The 25,411-nt window shown below is 45.2% G+C and carries 25 protein-coding genes, 1 pseudogene and 1 riboswitch; of the genes and pseudogenes, 2 read left to right on the plus strand and 24 right to left on the minus strand.

Translation table 11 applies throughout. The features are described from left to right. Positions 1 to 147: 147 nt before the first annotated feature. From M1D59_RS12635 to M1D59_RS12715, 17 genes and pseudogenes are all read right to left on the minus strand, one after another. Entirely contained in the window at positions 148 to 1,062 is a 915-nt protein-coding gene (locus M1D59_RS12635) for an LCP family glycopolymer transferase (RefSeq protein WP_035338500.1), read from the minus strand. Between the two features lie 34 nt (positions 1,063 to 1,096). Then, positions 1,097 to 1,927, minus strand: coding sequence for a polysaccharide deacetylase family protein (locus M1D59_RS12640; RefSeq protein WP_023857478.1), 831 nt, complete (start codon positions 1,925 to 1,927; stop codon positions 1,097 to 1,099). Between the two features lie 310 nt (positions 1,928 to 2,237). After that, positions 2,238 to 3,371, minus strand: coding sequence for a WD40 repeat domain-containing protein (locus M1D59_RS12645; RefSeq protein WP_144499142.1), 1,134 nt, complete (start codon positions 3,369 to 3,371; stop codon positions 2,238 to 2,240). Next, positions 3,368 to 4,820: pseudogene (locus M1D59_RS12650) on the minus strand (HAMP domain-containing sensor histidine kinase). Before M1D59_RS12650 ends, M1D59_RS12645 begins: the two are co-directional and overlap by 4 nt. A gap of 3 nt (positions 4,821 to 4,823) precedes the next feature. Continuing rightward, the gene (locus M1D59_RS12655; protein WP_101561245.1) at positions 4,824 to 5,525 is read right to left on the minus strand and encodes a response regulator transcription factor; all 702 of its coding nucleotides are present in this window, start codon (positions 5,523 to 5,525) and stop codon (positions 4,824 to 4,826) included. A 420-nt stretch (positions 5,526 to 5,945) separates the two neighbouring features. Beyond that, positions 5,946 to 7,727 (minus strand): ATP-binding protein, encoded by a 1,782-nt coding sequence (locus tag M1D59_RS12660; RefSeq protein ID WP_026579360.1) that lies wholly within the window; start codon positions 7,725 to 7,727, stop codon positions 5,946 to 5,948. Next, positions 7,724 to 8,446 carry a response regulator transcription factor gene (locus M1D59_RS12665; protein ID WP_020451999.1) on the minus strand — a complete coding sequence of 241 codons (723 nt, stop codon included), beginning with the start codon at positions 8,444 to 8,446 and terminating at the stop codon, positions 7,724 to 7,726. Before M1D59_RS12665 ends, M1D59_RS12660 begins: the two co-directional genes overlap by 4 nt. A gap of 144 nt (positions 8,447 to 8,590) precedes the next feature. Beyond that, a complete protein-coding gene (gene ccsB, locus M1D59_RS12670) occupies positions 8,591 to 9,766 on the minus strand; it encodes a c-type cytochrome biogenesis protein CcsB (RefSeq protein WP_020452000.1) in 1,176 nt (391 codons plus the stop codon). A 12-nt stretch (positions 9,767 to 9,778) separates the two neighbouring features. Further along, positions 9,779 to 11,419, minus strand: coding sequence for a cytochrome c biogenesis protein ResB (gene resB, locus M1D59_RS12675; protein WP_023857483.1), 1,641 nt, complete (start codon positions 11,417 to 11,419; stop codon positions 9,779 to 9,781). Continuing rightward, positions 11,419 to 11,955 carry a thiol-disulfide oxidoreductase ResA gene (resA, locus tag M1D59_RS12680; RefSeq protein ID WP_023857484.1) on the minus strand — a complete coding sequence of 179 codons (537 nt, stop codon included), beginning with the start codon at positions 11,953 to 11,955 and terminating at the stop codon, positions 11,419 to 11,421. Before resA ends, resB begins: the two co-directional genes overlap by 1 nt. Before the next feature lie 84 nt (positions 11,956 to 12,039). Next, a complete protein-coding gene (rluB, locus tag M1D59_RS12685; protein ID WP_020452003.1) occupies positions 12,040 to 12,774 on the minus strand; it encodes a 23S rRNA pseudouridine(2605) synthase RluB in 735 nt (244 codons plus the stop codon). Positions 12,775 to 12,933: 159 nt separating this feature from the next. Further along, a complete protein-coding gene (locus M1D59_RS12690; RefSeq protein ID WP_023857485.1) occupies positions 12,934 to 13,470 on the minus strand; it encodes a spore maturation protein in 537 nt (178 codons plus the stop codon). Between the two features lie 4 nt (positions 13,471 to 13,474). After that, the gene (locus M1D59_RS12695) at positions 13,475 to 14,062 is read right to left on the minus strand and encodes a nucleoside recognition domain-containing protein (RefSeq protein ID WP_458117449.1); all 588 of its coding nucleotides are present in this window, start codon (positions 14,060 to 14,062) and stop codon (positions 13,475 to 13,477) included. Then, positions 14,050 to 15,204 (minus strand): D-alanyl-D-alanine carboxypeptidase family protein, encoded by a 1,155-nt coding sequence (locus M1D59_RS12700; protein ID WP_023857486.1) that lies wholly within the window; start codon positions 15,202 to 15,204, stop codon positions 14,050 to 14,052. The genes M1D59_RS12695 and M1D59_RS12700 overlap by 13 nt, the downstream gene beginning before the upstream one ends. A 153-nt stretch (positions 15,205 to 15,357) precedes the next feature. After that, positions 15,358 to 15,849, minus strand: coding sequence for a YpuI family protein (locus tag M1D59_RS12705; protein WP_023857487.1), 492 nt, complete (start codon positions 15,847 to 15,849; stop codon positions 15,358 to 15,360). Positions 15,850 to 15,963: 114 nt separating this feature from the next. Beyond that, positions 15,964 to 16,557, minus strand: coding sequence for an SMC-Scp complex subunit ScpB (gene scpB / locus M1D59_RS12710; RefSeq protein ID WP_023857488.1), 594 nt, complete (start codon positions 16,555 to 16,557; stop codon positions 15,964 to 15,966). After that, positions 16,547 to 17,302 carry a segregation/condensation protein A gene (locus tag M1D59_RS12715; protein ID WP_023857489.1) on the minus strand — a complete coding sequence of 252 codons (756 nt, stop codon included), beginning with the start codon at positions 17,300 to 17,302 and terminating at the stop codon, positions 16,547 to 16,549. Before M1D59_RS12715 ends, scpB begins: the two co-directional genes overlap by 11 nt. 182 nt (positions 17,303 to 17,484) lie before the next feature. Between M1D59_RS12715 and M1D59_RS12720 the strand changes: the two genes are divergently transcribed. Together M1D59_RS12720 and M1D59_RS12725 are read left to right on the plus strand one after the other, a co-directional pair. Then, positions 17,485 to 17,580, plus strand: a complete 96-nt coding sequence (locus M1D59_RS12720) for a YjcZ family sporulation protein (protein WP_003183108.1) — start codon at positions 17,485 to 17,487, stop codon at positions 17,578 to 17,580. 119 nt (positions 17,581 to 17,699) lie between these two features. Next, positions 17,700 to 18,221: a DUF309 domain-containing protein gene (locus tag M1D59_RS12725; protein WP_035338489.1), complete on the plus strand. Its 522-nt coding sequence runs from the start codon at positions 17,700 to 17,702 to the stop codon at positions 18,219 to 18,221. Positions 18,222 to 18,231: 10 nt separating this feature from the next. Here the strand turns inward: M1D59_RS12725 and M1D59_RS12730 are convergent, their stop codons facing one another. The 7 genes from M1D59_RS12730 to M1D59_RS12760 all read right to left on the minus strand — a co-directional run bounded on the left by M1D59_RS12730 (position 18,232) and on the right by M1D59_RS12760 (position 25,334). Further along, a complete protein-coding gene (locus M1D59_RS12730; RefSeq protein WP_020452011.1) occupies positions 18,232 to 18,606 on the minus strand; it encodes a GNAT family N-acetyltransferase in 375 nt (124 codons plus the stop codon). 101 nt (positions 18,607 to 18,707) lie between these two features. Continuing rightward, positions 18,708 to 19,172 carry a 6,7-dimethyl-8-ribityllumazine synthase gene (gene ribH / locus M1D59_RS12735; RefSeq protein WP_003183115.1) on the minus strand — a complete coding sequence of 155 codons (465 nt, stop codon included), beginning with the start codon at positions 19,170 to 19,172 and terminating at the stop codon, positions 18,708 to 18,710. 34 nt (positions 19,173 to 19,206) lie between these two features. Further along, positions 19,207 to 20,403 carry a bifunctional 3,4-dihydroxy-2-butanone-4-phosphate synthase/GTP cyclohydrolase II gene (locus M1D59_RS12740; protein WP_020452012.1) on the minus strand — a complete coding sequence of 399 codons (1,197 nt, stop codon included), beginning with the start codon at positions 20,401 to 20,403 and terminating at the stop codon, positions 19,207 to 19,209. A 21-nt stretch (positions 20,404 to 20,424) separates the two neighbouring features. Further along, positions 20,425 to 21,072, minus strand: coding sequence for a riboflavin synthase (ribE, locus tag M1D59_RS12745; protein ID WP_023857491.1), 648 nt, complete (start codon positions 21,070 to 21,072; stop codon positions 20,425 to 20,427). Positions 21,073 to 21,083: 11 nt separating this feature from the next. After that, positions 21,084 to 22,172: a bifunctional diaminohydroxyphosphoribosylaminopyrimidine deaminase/5-amino-6-(5-phosphoribosylamino)uracil reductase RibD gene (ribD, locus tag M1D59_RS12750; RefSeq protein WP_458117450.1), complete on the minus strand. Its 1,089-nt coding sequence runs from the start codon at positions 22,170 to 22,172 to the stop codon at positions 21,084 to 21,086. A 109-nt stretch (positions 22,173 to 22,281) separates the two neighbouring features. Further along, positions 22,282 to 22,432, minus strand: a riboswitch (FMN riboswitch). A 101-nt stretch (positions 22,433 to 22,533) separates the two neighbouring features. Next, a complete protein-coding gene (locus tag M1D59_RS12755; RefSeq protein WP_020452015.1) occupies positions 22,534 to 22,878 on the minus strand; it encodes a hypothetical protein in 345 nt (114 codons plus the stop codon). 266 nt (positions 22,879 to 23,144) lie between these two features. After that, positions 23,145 to 25,334: an RNA ligase gene (locus M1D59_RS12760; protein ID WP_035338484.1), complete on the minus strand. Its 2,190-nt coding sequence runs from the start codon at positions 25,332 to 25,334 to the stop codon at positions 23,145 to 23,147. Positions 25,335 to 25,411: the final 77 nt, after the last annotated feature.

Genomic DNA, 25,411 nt, shown 5'->3' on the forward strand with positions numbered 1-25,411 from the left:
AACTTAACAAGCATAAAAGCACCCGTTCTAAATGAACAGGTGCCAAGCTTACAGGAACTTCCGCTTTCTCACTAAGCTGCGTCCGTATACTCATAATCGGAACGTTCCTTAAGGCGGATCCTTTGAAATGGACTGATTTTCATCCGTTTATGACTTTAAGTCCAATTGTTGGCGAAGCTTTTTGGAAATCTCCTTTCTCTTTTCGTCAGTCACCAGGTGATACCATAAGCCGTCAACTTTTTTATCTTCACCCTCAATTTCTATCTGTTTAATATCCTTGGCAGCTTCTTTATAAGAATGTTGAATATCGATCATCTTGTCCAGTGTTAAGTTTGTTTTGATGTTTTTTTCTAATGCTGTCAAAATTTCTTGATAGTTTGTTAATGATTTTAATTGGGCACCTTCATGAATGATTTCATTGATGATCTCACGCTGACGCTCTTGACGTCCAAAATCACCGCGAGGATCGTCTTTTCTCATCCTAGCATATGTCAAAGCAGTTTTGCCATTAAGATGCTGCTTTCCTTTTGACAGATGCACGCCTTCAAGGGTGAAATCAATCCGATTATCCACCGTAATGCCGCCAATTGCATCGACAATATCTTTAAACCCATCCATATTGATTTTAATATAATAATTGATGGGAATGTTCAAAAATTGTTCTACAGTTTCAACGGTCCCTTCAATTCCGCCATAGGTGTAGGCCGAATTCATTTTCGAAAATTTATTCTTCGATTTGATAAACACCCTTGTATCACGCGGAATACTTGTCATTGTCGTTTTCTTTGTCTCCGGGTTAATCGTCATCACAATCATAGAATCCGGTCGTCCTTTATCACCAGGGCGCTCATCTATCCCTAATAAGAGAATGGATATAGGATCGTGCGGAGCAGTATCCTTCTGCTCGGTATCCCTGTGAAGAGGCTCGTACATTCCATTTATTGATTTTGCGACGGTACGGTAAATCCCGTATGAAACCACACTGCCAATCGTTATCACTAGCGCGAGGGCGAACAATATCACATTTTTCATCTTTAGTTTTCTTTTTCTCATTTTCACCATAGTATCCCTTCCTTGTTGATCCAGGTCATATTTTTTAATTCCATCTGAAATGAACCGGTTTTATCGAATCATGAATAGGCTTCATTTCATATCCGTTTTCCTGAAAGTATTTCAATAGTTTCTCCAAATGGGCCGCAGTTGTCGGTTTTTCATGCATTAATACGACAAGCGGCTCAACACCGGAAAGGTTATTGACTTGCTGAATCACATTATTGACGAATTGACCGTTTGTATTTGCAGATTTCCAGTCCTCTGAATCAACAGTCCAGTCCCAAAGATTAAAGTGGTCGCGCTTAATGACTTCTTGAAATGGACCGGTAATATAAGGCTTTGATCCGTAAGGCGATCTGATCAAATGCGTGTCAACGTTGGTCGTTTCTTTGATCGTTTTCAACGTATCGTTCATTTCTGCTGCAAAGCTTTCAGGAGATTTATAGATTTTCGATACTTGGTGCGTCACGCCGTGAGAGCCGACAGAGTGGCCGCTTTCAACCATTTTTCTCACAATATCGGGATTTTGTTCGATATTCGGTTTTAACATGAAAAAAGTAGCTTTTGCATGATACTTATCGAGCAAACTTAAGATTTTATCTGAAGCCGCAGGATTCGGCCCGTCGTCAAATGACAAATAGACGACCTTTCCGATTTCCGGCGCTGTTTGCTTATTTTCTTTTTTCTCTGCTTTATGTTTGCCTCCCGTCACAGGTGCTGAAGCGGAGGAATTTTCTTTTAGCGGTTCCTGCTTTGGACCAGCGAGTGTATTCCACGAAATGCATAACAAAGTCACCCCCAGTACAATCAACATACCCAGCACTAATTTTCCTAGTGCGCTCAATTTACGATCTTCTTTTGGTGAATTTAACACTTTTTCCAACTCCTTAAGCTGTAATTATCAATCACTAGGTTTCTTTTAATCTCGTCACATACAAGACAACGTTCTATAAGAAGGATGCTCTTTAAATATAAAGGGAAGATATCGCAGAAGTTCGGCCAACTTGTAAACAAAATGTCACAAAAAGAGGAAAAACATCATTTTTTGAGGGATGTTAATCAGTAAATAATAAGACTTATTACCTTGAAGGGGATAGTGAGAAAGGAATGGATAAAAAAACCTTATTTCGGTATTTAACTGAAATAAGGTTTTTTTTCCTGATATTAAAGTATAAAACGATCGGTTATTTAAATGTGATGATATAAGCTTGTTCTTCTAAAAATCGCGCCGATGCACTCTCCATAGAAGGATACTGGTATTGTGCGCTAACGAGCAGGCTGTTGCCGTCCGGGCTCCAATATATTTCCGAAGGGATGGTGCCGTGGTATATCGGTTCTTCATACAGGATATTTTTCCCTTGAAGCTTGCCTGCATAGATATTGTCTTCATCCTTCAAAGAGTAAGCGATTTTCTTTAAGTCGTTTGAGAATTTAAAAACAGTTACTTTTTCGAGCAGAGCAGAAAGCTCGCCGTTTCTGCGATCATATTCGTACAGGGTTTCCCCTGTGTCCAGGAATACAAATTGATCATTGTTTAACCAAACAGGCCCGCCGCGGCTGTCCAGACGCTTGTCCTGGATTTTGATGCGTTTGCCGTCAATCGTTCCCATTCTAATCCCGTACTCGTCGGAACGCTGCAACACGGTAAGCAGCAAATCTCGTCCATTATCAGAGATGTTAACTCCCGTAAGCGAATCTTTCTCCGCAAAATCATTCAATGTATACGTTTTGAGCGTTCCGGAATCCGTATCATAAACACGAAGGCTTGTCTGATTCCCCTGCCCAACATCTAAAACGAGATAACAAACGTATCTGCTATTATTTGACCATGAAACATCTTGGACATAGACCTCATTGCTGGCGGAGATGCTGGCGATTTCTGTGTTTTTTCCGTTCGCCGGCGAAAACAGCTGCATTGATGTCTTACTTAATGACAAAGTGACTCCGGCGATACGCTTTCCGTCTGGAGACATTTTCAGGTTGGACATGTTGCTTTCAATGCCTTTTACGATTTCAGCTTTTTCATAGGGGGAGGAAAGCCGCTGAAGACTGCGCGCTGTACGTTCGGATGTCCCATCTCCCTTGAAAAAACCGACAACGGAATCCGGTGAAGACCACCCAAGCAGCTGCCCTGCTTTTGGAAGGCGATAAATCGTATTGACTTGAAAAGGGCGGGTCTTCTGGTCATCGCTATGATTTTCTTCCCCGCTCGGGATAATAATCGTTTCCGATCTTTTTCCGACATTATAACTGGACACGATAATGACCAGAAACAACAGCACTCCTGCCCAAATGATAAACGGTTTGTTTTTCATCATTTCTCAACCTTTGCGTAAGCTAATTCAACATGAATCACTGTTTGGTTTTCCTTGTAGTACATCTCGATTGTTCCTCCGTGTTCGTCAACAATTGTTTTCACAATGCTTAATCCCAAGCCTACACTTCCTTCTTCCTTAATCTTCTGATTGACTGAATAAAAGGGCTGGAACATTTTGGAGTGTTGGTCATTTTCCAATGGAGCACTTGGATTCTTGAATGTAAAAAGAATGGTTTCTCCAATGATTTCGGCCTTAATGATGATTTCCGAATGAGATAAGCTGTATTTGATGGCGTTGTCCAGCAGATTGATAAAAAGCTGGCGCAGCCTGCTCACATGACTGTGAACGTACAGGCCATCTTCAATGTCACAGGTGATCCTTTTCTTATACCGTTCTGCCCGAAACTTCATCGATTCGCAAACATCTTTTAAAATTTCCCCTGCCTCGACCCTGTCAAATTGAGCACCCTTGGCAGGTTCCCGGGATACTTCAAGAAGCTTGATCACCAAATGATGCAGGCGCCTGCTTTCTTCAACAATGTGGTTCATTCCTTTATCAAAAAACACCCGATCCGATTCCCCTTTATCTTTTATGATCTCTGCATATCCTTGGATGGAAGTCAGAGGTGTTTTCAGCTCATGCGTCATATTGTCAAAAAATCGTTTTTCTTGTTCGTTCAATTCCTTTAAACGGTCACGATCCCTTTCGATAGTTAAAATTTGTTCTCGAATTCTGCTGATCATATCGTTAAAGTTGATGGCAAGCTGGCCAATTTCATCTTTTCTATTAAAGTGGATATCCATATCCAGTTTACCCTTCTTGACTTGCGAGGTGGCATCTGTCAGCTTGACGAGCGGAATCGTGATATGTCTGGACAGGATATAGGAGAAAAGAAACGCCGCCAAAAATATGGCAAGTGCGATGTAAAAAACAATATCCAGAATCTCTCCGCTTTGCTTATACTGCAGGTCGAAATTTTTCGAAAAGCGTAATATGCCTACTTTTGTGCCTTCAACGACAACCGGGTATGAAAAAAAACACTTCTGCTTTATTGCGGTTATAGGTGATATGATAGGCAGTCTTTCCTTTGATCGCCTGTTTAAGATCTTCATCACTTCCACGGGAAAACGCCTTCTGATCAGAAGCAGACAACAATGCGCCATTCACGGTATAAACACCGACATTGCTTCCTGTGGAGTGATTCAAATTATCTACCATTTCATCGGCCATATCACCGAAATAAAGTTCATTGTTTTTATAATGATTGATTAAAAATGCCTGGTTTACATAGACGGTACTGTTTTTTTTCAGTTCGACTAAATCCGATGTTACAATTTTTTCATTACTCGACCAAATCACGTTCTTAACCGTATGATTGAGCACAAGGAAAGAGAGAGAAAAAATCAGAAAAAAGCCAACAATAAACTTGCCCTTGATGGTCCGTAACACTCTCTACTCCTCCTGCTTCTCGAATTTATATCCGATACCGAACACCGTTTTAATCAAGTCGCTTGCATCGAGCTTTTTGCGGAGTCTTTGAATATGGGTATCAACTGTACGGGTGTCACCGAAAAAATCGTATCCCCAAATGAATTCTAAAAGCTCTGAACGCGTAAAAACTTTTCCCCGATGATCAACCAAAGTCATCAGCAGATCATATTCTTTAGGAGTCAATTCGACGGCTGCCCCGTCTTTTTTCACCAGTCTTTCACCCGGGATGATCACAATATTTTTAAACCGGATCTCATCCTCTTTTTCCGTTTCCCGTTCGTTCACATGATAGGCTTGTTCCAGACGCCGAAGGATCGTGCGAATTCTCGCGACAACTTCGCGCAGATCAAACGGCTTTGTAATATAGTCATCGGCCCCGAATTCCAACCCGAGTATTTTATCCGTGACATCTGATTTTGCGGTGATCATCAGTATCGGAATATTATAGCTTTCAGTCACTGTTTTGCAAATATCCAATCCGCTGCAGTCAGGCAGCATCCAATCGAGCAGCAGAAGATCAGGTTTGAATTGATCTAATTCCCTCATGCCTGAAGAGCCGTTATTGACCGTGCACGTTTCAAAACCTTCGGACGTCAGCCCGTAAGCAAGCAAATCAGCAATTGCTTCATCATCTTCTATAATCAGTATTTTGGTTTTATCCATAAAGTCATCACTCATTCCCTGTTTCAAGTTTATTTTGTCTAGAAACCTCTTTTGTTTCTCGCATCCTTCTATAGAGATTATACATAAATCCAAACCAAACTCTTCCTTTGACGGTCCGCAATTGGAGCGCTGGCGGACTTTTAAGGCGCAGAAAAAATAAACGGCCTTTTATAGATGATCAGAACGGGAGCAATTATGTCCATATGTGATTTTCACTAGTCCATTTGTCCAAATCCTTCATCCATTTCCTCTGATGTTCATCTGTCTTTTGGAATCCCCACTCTTTTAACGGCAACAAAGGCAAAAACGTTTCAGGATAAGCAGAAATTTTACAACTTGGATACAAGTTGCCCTCAAATAACGGAGCACCTGTTCTTCATGAACAGGTGCTCTTTGTTTCTTATGGAACAAGATTCTTCGTCAAATTTGGCCAACATCCTGCTTATTTCTTGGAATGTAAAACGTGAAGGAAGTACCTTCGTTCAGCATGCTGTGGACGGTGATCGATCCGTTGTGTGCATCGACGATGTTTTTAACGATCGCAAGTCCGAGGCCCGTCCCGCCTTTTCCTCTCGTCCTTGCTTTATCCGCCTTGTAAAAGCGTTCAAAAATAAACGGCAGGTCCTCTTCTGGGATGCCGCTGCCCGAGTCTTTCACGGCGATTTTCAGCCCGCTTTGCGCTGACTGCACATCGACATGTACGGTGCCGCCGGCATTTGTATGGCGGATCGCGTTGTCAATCAGGTTCGTTAATACCTGCTCCATTTTGTCCGGATCAAACACAAATTTGGCTTCGTGCAGATCAAGATTGTGAGAAAGCGTAATTTCTTTGTCACCGGCCACTCCGTAAAACTTTCTGAACACCCTCTCGAAAAATTCGCGGAGCTCCACCTGTTCTACGTTTAAGGAAATATGGCCCGCCTCCATTCTGGCAAGGTCCAGCAAATCATTCACAAGCCTTCCCATTCGTAAAGACTCGTCATAGATGACCTGCGCGATTTCCTTTTTTTCTTCCTCAGAGCTTGCAATGTCGTCAACGATTGCTTCACTGTACCCTTGAAGCATCGAAATCGGTGTTCTCAGCTCATGGCTGACATTGGCGATAAAATCTTTTCGCAGCTTATCAAGCCGTCTTTCCTCCGTCATATCCCTCAAAACGGCGACCGCTCCGCGCACATGTGACTGATTGTACAGCGGACTCATGAGCAGCACCCATGTTCTGCCTTGCAGGGTCATTTCAATCATCTGCTCCTTCTCCGTGCCGACGGTGTTTTGAAAAAGCTCGCGCGCTTCAGGAGGCAGTTCATGGCCTTCTTTTACATTCATGTTCTGCTCATAATACCAGGCCTGTAAAAAGCGTTCAGCCGGAGGGTTAGTCACAAGGATCGTCCCGTCGATATTGATGGTGATCACGCCGTCTGCCATACTGCTTAAGATATTCGACAAATGCTCCTTTTCCTGATTGAGCGCTGTAATATGGAACTTCAGCTGGCGCCCCATTTGGTTAAAGGCAATCGCCAGCTCGCCGATTTCATCCTGGGTCAGGATCGGAATCTTCGTATCAAACTTCCCTTTTGCAAGATCCTGTGCACCCTGCCGCATTTTTCTGAGCGGGTAGGTAATCCGGCTTGACAGGAAGAAAGCGAAAATCGTCGTTAACACAATCGCAATCGCAGCGGCAAAGAGAATATACCTTGTCGTATGCTGTGTCGTATCTTTCACGGCAAGAAGCGATTGAGAAAGAAACACCATGCCTTCATCTTCGCCTTTCCCGTACGGTACACCGACAATCAGCTGATCGTTCTTTTGATTGGAGATGACCGTCCGCTTCTGCACTTTTTGATGCTTCTGAAGCGCTTCGTTCAGATCGGAATCATTTTTAATATCTTTTAATGTAATGGAAGCCACTTTTTGATTTTCCCGCGGTGAATACCAATATTCATTCTCATTTTTGATAACGGTGATGCTCGTCAGTTCATCGGCAAGCTCCCATGTGATCGATCTGGCTGTCTCCTGGTCTTTATGGTTTTCCATGATGACGGCCACCTTGCTGGCGAGCTTTGTCAAATCAGCTTCCGCTTCATCGACATGGTAGTTTTCAATAAACTCAAGCAGAAAGAACGTAAGGATAAATAAGACAAATGAAACCAAAAGCAGTATGGTAAACCACAGTTTACCGACTACGCTCTTCCAAAACTTCATTCGTTTCCGACCTCAAATTTATACCCGACACCCCATACCGTTACGATTTTTTTCGCAGCTTTCGGCGAGACTTTGTTCAATTTTTCACGTAGACGTTTAACATGGGTGTCGACCGTTCTCAAATCGCCGAAAAACTCGTATTGCCATACTTCCTTCAGCAGCTTTTCACGATCGTATACTTTATCAGGAGTTTTGGCCAGGAAGTAAAGCAGTTCATATTCTTTCGGCGTCAGGCTGACTTCGGTTCCGTCCGCCATAACTCTGTGAGCATCGTGATCAATGGATAAGTGAGAAAAAACAAGAACATTTTTTGCCGTTGTATCTGTATTCAGATAAGAGGTTTGCGATGATCTTCTCAAGAGCGCTTTGACTCTCAGCACCACTTCCCTCGGACTGAAAGGTTTTACAATATAGTCATCGGTTCCGACTTCAAAGCCCTGCACCCGGTTCGCTTCTTCGCCTTTCGCCGTCAGCATGATGATCGGAGTGGCTTTTTTGTCGCGTACTTGGCGGCATACTTCAATGCCGTCGGTTCCTGGCATCATCAAATCGAGCAGGATTAAATCGTATTCGTTGCCCAGGGCTTTATCGATGGCTTCGTCGCCATTCTCGGCTTCCTCGATCTTATAATTTTCCCTTTCCAGGTACATTTTTAAAAGTCGTCTGATTCTTGCCTCATCGTCTACTACTAATATTTTTGTCTCTTTCGTCTGTTCCATCGTAAACCTCCTGATTTGAATCTTCTTACATTCATTTTATTAGAAAAGCGATCGTAAGCCAAGCTAAGAATGGCCTTTCCCAATTTAAAACGATAAGCTGCGGAAGGCCCGGCGAAAAGCCCGGACCTTCCTGCACCGCACGGATCATGCATAAGAGTGAAGTCCAGCGATGACAAGGTTTACAAAAATAAGATTAAACATAATAATGGCAAAACCGATAACGGCAAGCCACGCCGATTTTTCGCCGTGCCAGCCTCTTGAAAGCCTGAGATGCAGATAAGCTGCATAAAACAAAAATGTAATCAGCGCCCAGACTTCTTTCGGATCCCAGCCCCAGAATCTGCTCCATGCCAGCTGTGCCCATATCATCGCGAAAATAAGCGCGCCAAGCGTAAAAACCGGAAAGCCGATCGAAACGGATCGATAGCCGATTTCATCGACAAGGTCAAGGTTCACATTTTTCACGAGCGGCTGAAGAAGCTGACTGATGCGTTTTCTGATGATCAGCCTGATGACACCGTAAAGCAATGCGCCGGTTCCAAACGACCAGAGAACCGTATTCAGCTTCCGTCCTGAAAAAATAGGCGGCACATTGACAAGCGGCTCCATTCTCTCCTCTGTTAAAAGTTCGCCTTTGTTCGGCCCGATCAGAGCGGGAAGCTCGTAAATCATGACGTCTTCCTGGTTGTCTTTATCAATCCACTTGAACTGCGCTTCATAGCCCCCAATGCGGAATGAGGTCGTGACAAGGATAAACGCGAGCGTTGTCACAAGCATAAACATGACAAATTCGAGCCAGAACGTTTTTTTGCCAGGCTGTGACTGATCCACATGCTTGAGCAGAAAGATCACGCCGGCGACAAAGCTGATGGCGAGAATCGCCTGTCCGAGAGCTGCAGTCGTAACATGAATATAAAGCCAGTTGCTTTGAAGCGACGGAATCAGCGGTGTGATATCGGTCGGAAACATGCTGGCATATGCGATTAACAGCAGGACAACGGGCAGTGTAAACAGCCCCAAAGCAGACAGCTTGTAAATAAAGTAGATGATGATGAACGCCAGAACGAGCATCATGCTGAAAGCAGTTGTAAATTCGAAAAGATTGCTGACCGGTGCGTGTCCGGAAACGATCCATCTCGCAATAAAATATCCAAACTGGCATACAAATCCGATGATCGTGATCAACACTGCGATCGACGCCCAGCGGTTCTTCTTCTTCCGGTCTGAAGCCTTGCTCCTGATGGAGCCGCCAAAAAAGAAGACCGCTGAGAGATACAAGAGAAATGCCGCGTACAATAAATTGCCGCTTAACTCTGCCATGAAAACCCCTCCCTATGCTGGCCGTTTATTTTTTTCCTTTGACAGTTCTTTTTGATCGGCCGGTTCGGATATCCCCGTATCCTCAAGTACGGCCTTCAAGTCCTGTTTCAGCCCGTACCAGTTTTTATTCGTATGTCCGGCGACGAGCACATGCCCGTCCAGCGTTCTGAGCCAGATCCTTCTGTGGTGCCAGTACATCCCCTGGATGACGCCGATCATAAAGATGGCGCCGCCGACCATGAGCACCCACAAAGTCAAATCTTTTCTAATGGTGAGGCCTGAGAGATTTTTCGTTTCGACGTGGTCAAACTTCATTTTGTATTTATTGTCGTCAGAACCTTCGATTGTTTCCTGAATCGCAACGAAACTCTTTTCTCCTTTAGGCTTATCCGGGGCGGTGATCTGGAATACAAAAGCCGGATTGTTCGGATTCCTCGTTTTCGTGCTCGGCTCCCCGTCTTTGTTAAAATAAAAGTCCGGCAGGTAGCTTGCAATATGAACTTTGTAACCGTTGCCAAGATCATATTCCGGCTTCGGCTCCAAGAGGTTGATTGCCACTTTGCCGAAAGATTTCCCGCTGTCTTTTTCAATCAGCTGAAAGACCATTTTGTCGAGCTCGCCTTCCTTGTAAGTCAGCTGATAGAGTGCATATGAACCGAATTTCAGCGGGTCATTGACCCTGATCTTGCCGCTTTTCACTTTCTTCAATTCAGGCGCTTCACCCGGGAGGCTGTCATTTTTTCTTTCATATAGTTCAACATCGGTTTGATATGTTTTTGCGACAGTACCGTCACCTGCTTTAGTAATCGCCTCTGAAAATACTTCTTTTTCTTTTTCACTGTCGTACATTTCTTTTGTAAACCGGTTGTTTTTCAAGTAGTAATGGCCGTCAGTTCCCGGGATGGGCACGGTCTCCCCTTCCCTGATCCAAAGGGTTTCGTCGACATACATGCCCGGAACAAATCTGAGCATGACACCGATGAGGAATATGATTAGCCCGATATGGTTCACATATGGGCCCCATCTTGAAAAACGGCCTTTTTCCGCAAACAGGTTTCCGTTTTCTTCTTTGACTCGGTATCGTTTTTTCTTCAGTTTACCGACGATTTGTGATCTGGTGTCTTCAGACATGTCCGCTTCCGTCCGGCTGAAAAGGCGCTGCCTCTCCATAAAGTTCGGATTTCTCGTGACGCCCTGATTTTTCAGCGCCCTGTACAAAGGAACGACCCTGTCAAGGCTGCAGATCACAAGCGATATGCCGATTGAAGCAACCAGAACAATAAACCACCATGAACCGTAAAGATTGTGGAAACCGAGAGTATAATAGATTTGTCCGAGAAGCCCGTATTGTTCGCTGTAGTATGTATCAGCCTGCGCACCCGGCGGCAGGAACATTTCCTGCGGGAAAATCGTTCCAAAAGCAGATGCTGTCAGCGTAATGACGATCAGCCAGACGCCGACCTTTACAGACGAAAAGAAATTCCATATTTTATCTACGATTGTTTTGTTATATGTTTGAGAGCGTCTCGCACTTCCGTCATACCGCATGTCAAGGAGTTTGGCATCCTGTTTGACGAGCGGCTTTCCGCACGATTCACACAAAACGGTGCCCGTCGGATTCACATGGCCGCATTCGCATTTGATTTCTTTCATCATGACGATCCCTCTGGTTTGATCATATTCATATAATCATGGATCATTCGTTCTGTCATCGTGCCAGACACGACTTTGACAATCTCTCCGTCAGGATTGATCAAAAACGTGGTCGGCAGCGGTGTGACATCGTATGCGTTCAGAACCTGCCTGTCTTTATCAAGCACAACCGGAAAATTGACGCCGTAGTCTTTCATAAAGTTTCGGACGGCAAGGTTTGATTCGCCGACATTGACGGCGACGATTTCAACCCCTTGATCCTTAAACACTTTATATTGATTCGCCATGTAAGGAAATTCTCTTTTGCATGGTTCGCACCATGTTCCCCAAAAGTTTAAAAATACCCCTTTGCCTTTTAGATCGTCCAGTTTGAGACGGTTGCCGTCAACATCCTCCAGCGAAAAATTGGGAGCTTTTTCCCCCACCGCCACACTCTCCGTCTTTTGAAACACGGCGCTGTACAGCGTGTAGCCAAGCGCTGCAAGCAGCACAAGGAGGATGCCTGTCCGAATGTAAAAACGCTTTTTTTTCATAATCCGCCCCCTCATTTAGACATTCAGTATCATTATATCATCTCATGACTGCCTGCCATTTGCCTTTTTTGAAGGTTGTGTGAAAATTTAGAAAGCCGCTTTACCGTGTTCAGCCAATGCCCTGAGCCTTTTCACTTCATGAGGCGTGAGCTCTCTTTTTTCCCCGGTTTTCAAGCCCGCCAGATTCAAAAAAGCGTACTCTTCCCTTTTCAGCTTGAGCACTTCGTGTCCGATGGCTTCAAACATTCTCCTGACCTGACGGTTTCGCCCTTCATGGATTGTGATTTGGACGATGCTGGTCTGCTTTTTCTTATCGAGTGACAAAAGCTTCACTTTTGCCGGAGCTGTCTTTCCTTCCTCAAGGCGTACGCCCCGCTCAAGTTTTTTTAAATTCTCCTTTAAAGGAATGCCTTTCAGCTTTGCCACATACGTTTTATTAATTTCGTATTTCGGGTGCATCAATTTATTGGCGAAGTCCCCGTCATTCGTTAACAATAAGAGGCCGCTTGTATCATAATCAAGCCTTCCGATCGGATAAATCCGCTCCTCCACCTCTGTGAAAAAGTCGGTCACAACTTTCCGGCCTTTATCGTCTTTAACCGCTGATATAACCCCTCTCGGTTTATACAGGAGAAAATAAACGGGTTCTTCGCTTTCAAGCTGGACGCCGTTTACCTCGATCCGGTCTGAGCTTGATACTTTAACGCCGAGCTCTCTGACGGTTTTGCCGTTGACCGTGACTTTCCCTTCTTTTATAAGTTCCTCCGCCTTTCGCCTTGATGCAATACCGGCGTGGGCGATTACTTTTTGAAGTCGTTCCATATCTTTCACCTCATGTATTATCTTACTTTTTTCCAGACCAACAAACAAGTTTGCGGGCGCCTTCTTCCTTAGGAAAGAAGCACTCCGCCCTTAAATGTATCCTTTCTCACGTCAAAAGTAAAACAGTTTTGGCTAAAAAAGCAAAAAAGCGCCTGTTGATCAGGCGCTTCCAAACAGCAATGTTACAATAATCACAGACGCGATAATCCCCGCTAAATCAGCAAGCAGTCCCACTTTTAAAGCATCCCCCATTTTCTTGATTCCGACCGCGCCGAAATAGACAGTCAAAACATACAGCGTCGTGTCTGTCGATCCCTGCATGACAGAGGCCAGCCGGCCGATGAACGAATCGGGTCCGTAAACTGCGATTAAATCGGTGGTCATGCCGAGCGCCGCCGTTCCCGAAATCGGCCGGATCAGAGCCAGCGGAACCACTTCCGTCGGAATTCCCACGGCGGAAAATACAGGCTTTAAAAGATTCATAAAAAAATCGAGCGCCCCTGAAGCACGGAAAACGGTGATCGCTACAAGCATACCGACCAAATAAGGGATAATGGAAAACGCAATTTGGATTCCTTCCTTCCCTCCCTCAACAAACGCTTCATAAGTCGGGACTTTTTTGAATGTGCCATACAGCAGAATCGTGGCGATGATAAACGGGATAAGGGCCAGAGAAAGCCAATTGATGAATTCCAAATGCTCACCCCTTCCTTTTTCTTCTATAATAAAAGTATCGGTCGATGAAGATCGCAAAGATTCCCGATATTAAAGTCGCCAAAATGGTCGGCCCGACGATGTCTGTCGGCGCCTTTGCATCATATGTCATCCTGACCGCGATGACGGTCGTCGGAATCAGGGTAATGCTTGACGTATTGACCGCCAGAAAGGTGATCATTGAGCGGCTCGCTTCCCTGCGGTTCCGGTTGAGCGCCTTCATCTGTTCCATTGCTTTAATGCCGAGCGGTGTCGCCGCATTGCCCAATCCGAAAAAGTTGGCCATTAAATTGGATAAAATATACCCCATCGCCGGATGATCCGGAGGGATCTCGGGAAACAGCTTTGAAATGAACGGCCGGCACAACCTGCTGAATTTTTCGAGAAGCCCGGATTGTTCGGCGATTTTCATCAGCCCCAGCCAAAAAACAAGGACGCTCATCAGGCCGATCGAAATCGTGACAGCTTCCTTCGAACCTTTAAATACGGCCTCATTGACTTCCTGAACCGTTCCGTTGAAAAGCGCAAACACCAGACCGATCACCGTTAAGCCGACCCAGATTATATTGACCATGATGAACCGCCTGCCGCTTTTTGGAATACGGATTGAAAGGTCTCGAAAAACGATTTTTTCGGCTTTTTGTTGCGTTCGTTTTCATAATAGATCGGTACACTTGCAATCGTTTTTCCGTTGAACATGACGTTCATTTCCCCGATGATGTCCGGGATTTCTTTTTTGTTTTTACGCCACGATTTTTTCGGTTTAAGAAGCTCGATGTCAACCTTCACGTCTTCTTTTTCATCTTCGTTTAACAAATATGTGACATCCCGTTTAATAAAAGCTTTATTCCCGTAAAAAGAGTCTTTTAATTTCGGAACCTCGCCTTTTTTGGCGATGATATATGTTTTGTAGTGGCCGTATACATAGTTGAACATGTTCATATGATCATTCCAGTCGTCAGGGGCATTGATGGTGACGGCGATCAAATCGGTTCCGTCTTTCGATGAAGTGGAGACCAGCGTGCGCTTCGCCAGCTTGGTATATCCCGTCTTCCCGCCTGTACTGTATTCGTAAAGCCCTGTTAAAAGCTTGTTTTTATTTCTCCAGATGCCTTGCATCGTTTCTGCCTTATAGCGCTTCGTTCCGGCGATTTTTTGGTACGTTTCGTTTGTCATCGCATATTTCGTCAAAAGCGCCATATCATAGGCCGAGGAATAGTGGTCAGGGTGATCATCGAGTCCGTGCGGATTGCGGAACAGGGTGTTTTCCATGCCGAGGTCGGCCGCTTTTTGATTCATCATGTAGACAAACCCTTCCAGGCTTCCGCCCACATGCTCAGCAATCGCAACAGCTGCGTCATTTCCCGATCTCAGCATCAAACCGTAAACAAGGTCCTTCAGCTTCACCTTTTGCCCGCTTGTCAAATAGATTGATGATCCCTCCGTTTTGACCGCCCTGTCGCTGACCGTGACTGTCTCATCCAATTTGCCCGATTCCACGGCCAAAATGGCTGTCATAATCTTCGTAATGCTTGCAATGCGCCGTTTTTCATGCTCATCCTTCGCAAACAATACCCGTCCGGATTGCCCGTCCATGACAATCGCGCTTCTTGCGCTGACATGAAGGGAAGGCTGTGCTTCAGCGATTTGGTATGAAGAGCATAAAAGAGAGCATATGATGATGGCTGCTGCAGCCTGTTTTAGAAAAAAGCGCATTTTTTCTCACGTCCTTGTGGTTGTTTGTACAAGTTTATGCGCTTGTCTTTCCGTTATGAACACCAATTGGATGATTCCCCGAGAAAAATCTCAAGCAACATTAAAACTCCCCCTTTCATGAAAGGGGGAGTTCCGGCACACGGTTCATTTAAGCTATGATCTCGGCTGAACCATCTTCATCCGATAGTCAGTCGCATAGTATTCCAATTCTTCTCTCATCGATTGATATTCTGTTTCAAGCGAAGCCATCAAATTTTTTAATGAGGCCGGCGCTGGTTCGTGAAAGCAAATGGCGTTTTTTCCCGTGTAGGCCGCTCTGCTGTCTTCGTACCAAGTATCTTTTTTCGGTGTAAAAAATTCTTCTATGCATCGATGATAGATCTGATAGAGCGTCCTTTCGGCGGCAGCGTCCTGAAAAGGAACCTGCTTCAGCCTGATTCGGCAAGCCAGAAGCCCTTCTTCACAGTAAACCGCCAGTTTTCTCAAGTTACTGAGGACATCGCGATAATAATCTCTGCTCCCGGGCTCTTCGGCTTCAAGGGATGAGAGCGTCGTTTCGTTTAAATAATCGCTCAGCGTCTGAACGGTCTGTGCTAAAAATTCGCCTGCCTGCTCGGTTTGGGCTCTTGCCATAGATTTTCCCATTGGTGTCGGCACCCTCTCCTCATCGCTTTGTTACAATCGTATTCTTTCATGCATGAAATTAAACATAAAAAATACGATAATATATATTATCATACTTCGGTCCTTAAGGTGAGTCTATTTTAAATCTTCGAACGTCTGGTTAAAGTTCTCAAAGAACAGATCGGCTTCTTCCTGAACCCCGTCTTCTTCTACATTTTCGGGCAGCGGCGGAAGCTCTTCAAGCGTTTTTAAGCCGAATTGTTCAAGAAATGTTTCGGTTGTACCGTACAAGATTGCCCTGCCCGGTCCGTCCGCCCGGCCTACTTCGCACAACAGCGCTTTTGCGACAAGGCTCTGGAGAATCCGTTCAGATTTGACCCCTCTGATCTCCTCGACTTCCGCTCTCGTAATCGGCTGCTTATATGAAACGATGGCCAAAACTTCGAGGGCAGCCTGAGAAAGCCCTTTTGAAGGGGCTTCAATCAGCTTTTTCAAATAGACGGCGAATTCTTTTTTGGTCGAAAGCATGTACGTATCCGCGTACTCGACAAGCTCGATGCCCCTGTCTTCTTTTTCATAGGTTTCTTTGACATCAAGCATAATATCCTGAAGCTCGGCTTCATCGATCTCCAAAACGGATAATAGCTGTTTTTTTGTCAGGCCCTCGTCGCCGGCGGCATACAAAAGCGCTTCGACAATGGCTTTCCAATTCACGATATCAAGCGTCATGAATCGCTTCACTCCCTGTTATGTAAATGTCTGAAAAGTTGTGTTCCTGCTCAATGATGATCAGCTGGTTTTTCATCAGCTCCAAAATCGCCAAAAACGTCACAACGAGATGCTCTTTCTGTTCGTATGGGAACAGTTCCATAAAATGCATCCTTTGACGGGACGATTTCAAACAATCGACGATTTGCGTCATTCGTTCTTCTATCGGTATTTCCTGTCTTGAAATTCTAGTTTCAGACGGCCGGCTGATTTTTTTGCGGTTTAACACCTTTTGAAACGCCCCGAGCATGTCGTAAACGGTGACGGACAGCTTTTGCTCGCTGAGTTTGATTTCCTTGGCATAGTCGCTTAAATCGCTCGGCGGCTTCGCGAATGCTTTTTGCCGCTCTTCCTCGCGCTCCTTCAAATTTTGCGCGGCACTTTTGTATTTTCTGTACTCTATTAATTTTTCAATCAATTCTTCTCTCGGGTCCTCTTCCTCCTCGAGAAACTCTTCGTCAAACAACTCCTCTTCCTGCTTTGGAAGGAGCATTCGGCTTTTAATGCTGAGAAGGGTCGCAGCCATCACCAAATATTCACTGGCCACGTCGAGCTCAAGTTCGCGCATCGTATGCACATATAATAAATACTGCTCGGTTATCTTCGCAACAGGTATGTCATAAATGTCTATTTCAAGGCGGTTGATTAAGTGCAGCAGCAGATCCAGCGGCCCTTCAAACGCCTCGATTTTCACCTGATATTCCATGTTCATTTCTCACCATTTTCAAAATCGCTTCTAAGCCGGCTAAAACTGGCTACCCTTTAGTATAAATTACGCGTCTGCATGAAGTCCAATATAATTTAAGAAGCTTTGGCATTCGCCTATACGATTTGAGCGTATGCTGCATAGAATACTGTGTAAAATCTTAAACCTGAGGAGGGAACAACATGGGAGGTAAAGGCTTCGGCTACGGCGGAGGATTTGCTTTGATTGTCGTTCTGTTTATTTTGTTGATTATTGTAGGAGCGGCATGGATCTATTAACATAAAAATGAGAAGCGTCCGTTACCCGGGCGCTTTTTTCATAGCCTGGATATATCTCCGTTTTTCCTCCGTTCCGTTCTTATGATACACTTTAACGGAAACTTAAAGGAGGATGTCAGATGTATCCCCAAGCTTATATCGATTACCTGGCCGAATTCCACGGGTCAAGGGATTATTTTGAATGCCACGAAATTTTAGAAGACCATTGGAAAAAGGACAATCCCGGCGAGCGGAAATCATACTGGGTTGGATTGATTCAGCTGGCAGTCGCACTCTATCATCAGCGGAGAAACAATTTTGCCGGTGCAGAGAGATTAATGGCGAACAGCATCCGCATCCTGGTGTCCGAAAAAGACGCAGTCGAATCGCTCGGATTAGATTACAGCCGCTTCATCAAGCTGTTAAGGAAGACTTACCAAAAAATCAAAGCCCATTCTCCTTATGAAAGCATCATGCTTCCGATCACAGATGAATCTTTGATCAAAGCATGCCGGAAACAATGTGAAAAAAAGTCGTATGAGTGGGGAGCAAACGATCCACCGGACGCCTTCATCATTGATAAACACCTGCTGAGAGACCGGACTGAAGTGGTTGCCGAGAGGGAAAAACAAATCGAACGGCGAAAAAAGAGCAGAGGCTAGAAGCCTCTGCTCATTGGTTATATGTGATGTCTTCATTTTCGTGATCCTGACAGCGCTCAAAGAATCCTTTAGTTAATTCATTCGGAACCAGCGGTTTAGGTGCAAACATTTGCGAAATGGCCGACACCATTTTTTTGCCGATTCCTTGATGACGGTGAGACGGGTTTACACTGATATGCTTGATCTCGACTTCTTCTTCTCTTTTCTCTACTCCTACACAGCCGACAATATCCTCGCCTTCTTTCCATAGGAACAGCTGCCTTTCAGTGTCCGTTTCATAGTCTTTAATTGTCTGCTGAAGCTGCTTGACGTCCTTCTCATTCGGCATAAACGAAAGGAGCCCCATCGCAATCTTTTCGAATGACTTTTTATAACGAATTAACATAAATACCCCTCAATATATCAAAATGTGGATCTAACGAAGGCTAGTCGCTTCACATCACATTATAAACATTTTTATAACCTTTTTAAACTCTTTTTCGGTAATTATTGAAGCGACCGGGTCAGGTTCGCCATTTCAATCGCTGCCGCGGCAGCTTCTGCACCTTTATTTCCGGCTTTTGTTCCGGCGCGTTCTACCGCCTGCTCGATCGTGTCTGTCGTCAATACGCCGAAGATCACCGGAACGCCTGTTGACATGCTGCTCGCCGCAATCCCCTTTGCCGCTTCATTGCAGACATAGTCATAGTGGCTTGTCGCTCCTCTGATGACCGTGCCCAGTGTAATCACGGCGTCGTATTTTTTCGTTTCAGCCATTTTTTTGGCGATCAGCGGAATCTCGAATGCGCCGGGAACCCAGGCGACATCAATATCATCAGCTTTGACCCCATGTCTCAACAGCGTATCTTCTGCACCGCTTAGAAGTTTGCTTGTAATAAAATCGTTGAACCTTGACACAACGATCCCAATTTTCAAATCTGTTCCAATTACATGACCTTCTATTTTATTCATATGAATCCCGTCCTTTTTTGTGATTGATTTTAGTTTAAAAATGAAGCATATGCCCCAATTTTGATTTTTTCGTTTTTAAGTACTTTTCATTGTCTTTTTTTGTCTCCATCTGCAGCGGCACCCTGTCTGCGATCGTCAGTCCGTAGCCTTCGAGACCGGCAATCTTTCGCGGATTGTTCGTCAGCAGCTTCATTTGTTTCACGCCGAGGTCTCTTAAAATTTGGGCGCCGATCCCGTAGTTGCGAAGATCTGGGAGAAAACCGAGCTTTTCATTAGCCTGCACGGTGTCATATCCTTCTTCCTGCAGTTTATAAGCTTTCAGTTTATTGATTAAGCCGATTCCTCTTCCTTCCTGTCTCAAATAAAGGAGCACGCCCCGGCCCGCTTGTTCGATTTGCGCGAGTGCGGCAGCAAGCTGCGGGCCGCAGTCGCAGCGGTAAGAGCCGAAAACATCGCCCGTCAGGCATTCTGAGTGTACGCGGACAAGGACAGGCTCGTCTCCGAAAGGTATATCGCCTTTGACAAGTGCTATATGTTCCTTGTCATCGATTTCGTTTGTATAGCCGTAAACCTTGAATGTGCCGAATTCGGAAGGCAGCGTAATCTTCACTTCTCGGTTGATCAGCGTTCCCTTGCTGTAGCGGTATTCGATCAAATCTTTAATCGTAATCATTTTCAAGTCGTGCTGGTCGGCTATTTTTTTGAGTTCAGGCACCCTTGCCATCGTGCCGTCTTCATTCATGATTTCGCAGATGACGCCGGCCGGCGCGGAACCGCACGCCTCCGCAAGGTCAACGGCCGCCTCCGTATGTCCGGCTCTTTTTAAAACGCCGCCTGTTTTCGCAATCAAGGGGAAAATGTGCCCCGGTCTTTTAAAATCGCCCGGAAGCGCGTGATCATCAATCAGCGACATGACGGTCAACGACCGCTCTTGAGCGCTGATCCCCGTCTTTGTATCGCGGTGATCCACACTGACCGTAAATGCCGTGTGATGAGAATCGGTATTTTCGTCCACCATCGGATGGAGGTCGAGCCGTGAAGCGATCTCTTCATTAAGCGGCGCGCAGATCAAACCCCTTCCGTGCGAAGCCATAAAGTTGATCACTTCAGGTGTTGCGTATTCTGCCAGCGCAACGAAATCGCCTTCGTTTTCCCTGTCCTCGTCATCGACCACGATGATGACTTTTCCTTGCTTCAAATCGCGTATCGCTTCTTCAATTGTGTGAAACATAGGCGCGCAGCCTCCTTTCATTTAAAACCCGTTTTCTTTAAAAAACGATTCAGTCAATGGCTTTGCCTGTTTGTCTTGTTTTGCTTGGTGGAGAAACCGGTAAATGTATTTGCCGATCATATCGCACTCGATGTTGACGATGCTTCCGGGCTTTTTTTCCGAAAAAATCGTTTCATCCAATGTGTGCGGGATAAGCGAGACTGTTACTTGATCTTCCGTCAGTCCAAAAATGGTGAGGCTGACGCCGTCTACGGCGATCGAACCTTTTAACACAAGCATTTTGGCCAGTGAAGGGTCAAGTTTTAAATCATAGTATACGGCGTTAGCCGCTTTTTCTATGCGCACGATAGACGCGGTGCCGTCGACATGCCCCGACACCATATGCCCGCCGAAGCGGCCATTTGCCGCCATCGCCCGTTCAAGATTGACGCGGCTTCCTTTTTTTAATGTGCCGAGTGATGTTGCTTTCAGAGTTTCAAGCATGACATCCGCCGTGAAACTGCCGGAACCGAACTCATTTACGGTCAGGCAGACTCCGTTGACAGCAATGCTGTCGCCAAGCTTCACATCCTCGGTCACTTTGTTGGATTGGATGACTAAAGACATGGCGCTTCCCGCCTTTTTCATGTCCAAAATCATTCCGACTTCTTCAATGATGCCTGTAAACATATGCCACCGCCTTATTTTTTTATCGGTTTTGCCGCCAGCTTTATATCCTGGCCGATTTTGGTAATGGTTGTGAAATGCAGTAAGGGGACATCTTTCATCGATTGAAAGCCTTCACCGGAGAGGATGCTGGGAGATTGCAGCCCTCCGATTAATTTAGGGGCAAGATAGAAGATCATTTGCTGATAGAGTCCTTCTTTGACGAAGCTTGCGTGAACCGTCGCACCACCTTCGACAAAGACTGAAGCGATACCTCGGTCTGCAAGGTGCAGAAGCACGTCGCGCACCGGAAGTTCATCCGCATCCAGCACGGTTACCTGTACACCTTCTTTTCCCAGGTTCCGAACCTTTTCGGGATCTGCCTTGGACGTCGTGTAAATCCAGGTTGCCGCTGCTTTATCCTGAATGACTTTTGACTGAAGCGGGATTGACAGCGTCGTATCGAGAACGACACGCACCGGCTGATTCACTGCACCGGGGAGACGGCATGTCAAACTCGGGTCGTCTGCTTTTATTGTGCCCGATCCCACTAAAATACTCTGGTGGTTTTTTCGGTATTGGTGAGCGTCCATCCGCGCTTCTTCAGAAGTAATCCATTTGCTGTCGCCTGTTGCGGTAGCGGTTTTGCCGTCAAGGCTGGCAGCTGCTTTTAATGTCACATACGGAAGGCCTGTCCGCATAAAATGCATGAACTTTTCGTTCAGCTCTTCCGCCTGTTCTTTGAGAACGCCTGTTTCGACCTCGATCCCGGCACTTCTCAGCATCCCGATTCCTCTTCCGGAAACGAGCGGATTCGGATCTTCGGCCGCCACGACTACCCGCTTCAAACCGGAACGGATAATCAGTTCCGCGCAAGGAGGCGTTTTGCCGTAATGGCTGCACGGTTCAAGCGTCACATAAATGACGGCTCCTTCCGCATGGCGGCCTGCCATTTGAATGGCGTGCACTTCTGCATGCGCTTCGCCGTATTTTAAATGAGCCCCCATTCCGACCACTTCACCGTCTTTGACGACAACGGCTCCGACAAGCGGATTGGCTCCTGTCTGACCTTCACCCTGCTTCGCAAGCTCCAATGCAAAATTCATATAATGCGCATCTGTCATGAATTTCCCTCCCTTCTTCCAAAAAAATAACCCCGGATGTCGATCCGGGGGGTTGTTTTTGTGCATGAGAAATAAAACTATGCATCATCATTATTTTTCACATAGTCTCTTCATCCTTCTCCCATCCAGACTTTCACTGTCGGCTTCAGCTTCTCACTGAATCCACCGCTTTGCACGAAGCACAGCGGGTCACGGGCTCTAAAGCTGTCTCTCGCTTTATTACCGCCGGTCGGGATTTTCACCCAGCCCCGAAGGATACAATCGATATTTACTTGTCCTTATGCGTAATTATAGCGGCCGCATATTAAAATTGCAATGAAAACTGCTTGCACAAAAAAACCCTCTGAGAAACAGAGGGTTTTTAATCTGCCACCTTGACGACTTTGATTAATCCGTCGATTCTGTTGGCATTAGAGAAGTAGGCCTTTACTTTGTCTCCTTCTTTAATGTCGGACAGATCCTGGTTGAGATTTTTCGCATTGAAAATGATCTTCGTTCCGTTATCTGATACCCCGTGGTATTCAGTGCCGTCAATTTTGGTGATCTTATATTGATAAATGGTATAGTTCTTTTCCTCAGATGAGACGGTTTGGCTGAGCGCCGTTGAGACATCTTGAACGCTTCCGTTTTTTAAATAATAAAAGCCTCCGGCCAGTACGGCAGCCAAAACGAGCAGAACCGTGAGCTTGAATCTTATTTTCCCCATGATCAAAACCTCCAGAACACGTTCTGAACTATCCTATGTTTATTTCCTGTGAATGATGAAATAAAACATGTTCGATTCAGACGGAAAATATGTGGTTTTTAAGTATAACGCAAAATGAAGGGAAATCGTTTCATATTCAGACGAAATACTACTTATAACCTACGAATGTACATTCTGGTTTAGGGGTGTGTGTGAAAACAAGCTTGAAAATTGAGTCTAAATAACTATGTTCCAAGAAACCGACCGTTTGTTCTGTTTTCTTCGCTTTAGGTTTCGCTGTAAAAGTCGTTTCGGATGGTGATAACGGACTGATTTTTAAGATACTCGCTGTCTTTCGTTTTGGCCCAGGCGAGAAACTTCACATGCTCGGAATGGAACAGGGCCTCGTGATGGGGCGAGCGACCAGCAGCCGCGCCGAGTCTGTGCTTGATACCGCGCACGAACTTCCAATATTGATAGAAAGGCAGTTTTAATTTTGTCATAAATCCTGCCGAGTCTTCAATCACATATCCTTCCTCTTCAATCGACGGGTCATTTGACACAGACAGGTACCATTTATAAAAATCGGTCCACTGGTCAAAAGAAATGACTTTTTGCTTACATTCTACGCGAAATGTCTCAGCAAAACAGAGGACATCTTCATACGGCAGCTTTTCATATTTCATCTGTCTTTTGACAATGTCGAGAAGGACAAGCTTATCCGATTTGTACTCGATAATGTGCGGATCTTTTTCTGGCAGCACGACTTCAAACACTAACGAAACATTGCGTGTTTTTACATATTCTTTTATATCCTCAATCTGAGATGCGTCAAACGTTTTGTGAAACAGCTCTTCCACCCATTTCGCATGGCCGTCTTTTTGTCCGCTTGCCGATGTATAAGATTTTGAGGTGAAGACGAGCTCATCGGTTTCAGAATTGTAGCCGACCGTTCCCAAAAATCCATTCGCCTTATCATAAACAGTGACCGGAAAGCGCAGCGTGTTAACGAGAACATGCATTTTCGTCGTCAGGCGTTCATCGATGTTGAAAAATTTGTTGTAGCTTCTGCTGACGATTTCCTTGGTGTTTCTGTTGATAAACAGCCCTCTTGCCTTCATGCTGACGCTGTCCCATTTTCTCTCCTGAAAAGCCTTCCTCGTAAAGTTAAAAGAGGAAATGCCTCCGCCTAATTTTTGCTCAGATACATAATCGTGTTCGTCCAAATGCTTTAGAAAATGGTCGACTGTCAGCTCCTCGTGTTCGTGATGAGAATCAAGCGAAGGAGCGGACGTTTTAAACACATCATTTTTTATCTCATGTGTTTGAATGCCAGACCGATCGATGGTGACAACCCTTAAATGCCCGCCGTGCTCCACCTGCCCTTCCAGGTTATATGATTTTGCGGCTGCATGCACTGGAAGCCGGAACATGTTTCTGTGCCCGTGGATTTGAATGATGTTCCGCCCTTCCATATTTTTCGTAAAGACATGGTCGATATCTGTCTCATATCCGCCGACACCGTTGATCAGCTGGCTGGTAGCTGTAAGCAGAAGGTTGTCAGGAAGCGCGGAAATACCTCCGTGCGTGATGATGTAAGTATCTTCTCCATACGTGAAGTAGACAATTTGGTGGAAGCGCCTGGCCAGTTCCCTGATATCTTTTTTGTCAAAGCCTGCTTCGTCTAATTCCGGTTTTGTCTTCTTGTTGAATACGCTGCTTCTTGTTTCTTCATCATGCCCGTATTGCTTCAAATATTTATCATGATTTCCTTCGAGCAAAATCACATTTTTACGATCTTTGATACTGAGCAGGAATTGAACGACTTTTGCGTTTTCTATTCCTCTATCAAGCATATCACCTGTAAAAATATATAACTCGTCATCTTCGAGTCTGCCTTTCAAATAAGAATCCAGCACCGTAAAACAGCCGTGCACATCCCCGATCACATGTATTTTTTCATAACTGTCGAGCCGCCTCGGCTTATACTGCATCACATCGTCAAATTCTTCCGGCTTGATGACCGTTGTCCAGGAAGGCGCCGGTTCGGTTAAAATCCGCTCGTGCATGGCGTGAACCACGCTGTCGGGCACCCGCTTATGCTCAGCCCTCTCCCGGTTTCTCAACAGAGCGGTCTCAAGCGGAATATCGGAAAAATCAACCACATACGCTCTGTAGCGATACTTTAAAACGAGAGCTTTATAGCTTGAAATCATGCTTGGTTTCGCATGTGTGGCATCAACAACGGTGAATTCCCCCCTTTCCATCCTTTCTTCAAGGAGGGTGAACAAAAGCTTCCATACTTTTCCGTCATTTTTTTGAGAAATGTCGTATTTCCCTTCCAAATTTAACACGGGTGACTGATGGATCAGCCTCAGCTGATCAGCAGACAGTGTATATTGATTCAATTGATGATCCCTGATCCAGGTTGATTTTCCGGTGCCAGGGCAGCCTCTAAGCAGTACCAAAGTCCTCATTATTGATCTCCTTATTTAGTTCTGATAAGTTTTATTATAAAAAAATTTAGCATCCCTTCCAAGAATATACGTCCTTA

Source organism: Bacillus sp. PK6-026 (assembly GCF_054161455.1).